Consider the following 1866-nt stretch of genomic DNA (forward strand, 5'->3'; position numbering starts at 1 on the left):
GGCCGCGCGCAAGTCCTCGGCGGGCTACGACCTCACCGCGCTGATGGTGGGCTCCGAGGGCACGCTCGGCCTCGTGACCGAGCTGACCCTGCGCCTGCACGGCGTGCCCGAGGCCACCAGCGCCGGCATCTGCGCCTTCCCCGACATGCACGCCGCGGTCACGGCGGTGATGGAGACCATCCAGATGGGCATTCCCATGGCGCGGATCGAGTTCGTCGATGCCGGCACCGCGCGCGCCTTCACCGCCTATTCCGGCATGGAGATGTCCGAGGCGCCGCACCTGCTGGTCGAGTTCAACGGCTCGCCCGAAAGCGTGGCGCAGGACGCCGAGCGCTTTGGCGAGATCGTCGCCGACCATGGCGCCTCGCCGTTCCGCTGGTCGGCCCGCGAGGAAGAGCGCCGGGCGCTCTGGGCGCTGCGCCACAACGGCTATTACGCCATTCTCGCCTCGCGCAAGGGCGCGCGGGCGCTGGTGACCGACATGTGCGTGCCGATCTCGCAGCTCGCGCAGGCGGTCGAGGAGACGCAGGCCGACATTGCCAAGGGCTCGATCCCCGGCCCGATCCTCGGCCACGTGGGCGACGGCAACTTCCACGCCATCCTGCTGGTGGACCCCGACCAGCCCGCCGAGATGGAAGAGGCCAAGCGGCTCTCGCACCGCATGGCCGAACGCGCGCTGGCGCTCGGCGGCACCTGCACCGGCGAGCACGGCATCGGCATGGGCAAGCTCGACTACATGGCGGCGGAGCACGGCGAGGGCTGGGACGTGATGGGCCAGATCAAGCGCGCACTCGACCCGCAGGACCTGATGAACCCGGGCAAGCTGGTGCGGCAGGGCTGACCCGCCCTGCCCGCGGCGCCCGCCCCGGCACCACGCCCGTGCAACGCGCCCGACCCCGCTCCGGCCCCTCCCATTCTCCCGGGCGCCCCCAGCTTCATCTTGCCAGACAACCCCCCGCCGGAGGCATCCCCCCGCCTCCACGCGGTACAACCTCGACGACCGGGCTACCCCGCCAGCACCTTGCGGAACCGAGCCAGCACGATCGCCAGCGCCACGCCCGCCATCAGCGCCATCGCCGCCAAATCTCCTGCCACCAGCGTGATCCCCCCGCCCCGGTAGAGCACCGTCTGTGCGAACGAGACGAAATGGGTTGCCGGGCTGACGACCTGCATCAGCAGCCGCAGCCAGCCGGGCATCGATTCAAGCGGCGTGATCCCGCCCGAGAGCATGAAGAGCACGATGATCACCGGGATCACCAGCAGCCCGAACTGCCCCATGTTCTGGGTGAAGCTCGCCAGCAGCAGCCCGAGGCTCGCCACCGCCACCACGTAGAGCCCCGCGCCCAGCACGTAGAGCCAGAGCGCCCCCGAGACCGGCACTCCCAGCGCCCACTCCACCACCAGAGTCAGGCTCAGCACCGAGCCCAGCAGGATCACCGCTCCGGTCGCAATGATCTTCGACAGCACGATCTCGACCGGACGGATCGGCATCACCAGCACGTGCTCGATGGTGCCGTGCTCGCGCTCCCGGATCATCGACGAGCCGGAGAGGATCAGCGTCAGGATGGTGACGTTGTTCATCAGTTGCATCACCGCGCTGAACCACGTGGCGTTGAAGTTGGGGTTAAAGCGGGTGCGGATCACCACCTCGACGAGATCGTCGCTGTCGGCGCCCGGCTGCAGGTATTCGCTCAGCGTCTCGGCCAGCAACTGCTGCAGGAAGGTTGCGCCGTTGCCCGCCTGCGCCACCGCCGTCGCGTCCACCAGAAGCTGCAGCGTCGCCGCCCGCCCGGCGCGCAGGTCGCGCTCGAAATCCGGCGGGATCGCCAGCACCAGCACGAAGCGGCCGTCGGTCTGCGCCTGCGC

Annotated in this window: 2 protein-coding genes; one reads left to right on the forward strand and one right to left on the reverse strand. The window is 70.0% G+C overall.

From position 1 onward, the window contains the following. Nucleotides 1–841: FAD-binding oxidoreductase (locus HC022_RS25585; protein WP_303049103.1), on the forward strand; the 841-nt coding region annotated here is incomplete at its 5' end. 164 nt (nt 842–1005) lie between these two features. Here the strand turns inward: HC022_RS25585 and HC022_RS25590 are convergent. After that, nucleotides 1006–1866: ABC transporter permease (locus HC022_RS25590; RefSeq protein WP_167454262.1), on the reverse strand; the 861-nt coding region annotated here is incomplete at its 5' end.

It is taken from the genome of Salipiger sp. HF18 (assembly GCF_011806505.1).
Classification (GTDB): Bacteria; Pseudomonadota; Alphaproteobacteria; order Rhodobacterales; family Rhodobacteraceae; genus Salipiger; species Salipiger thiooxidans.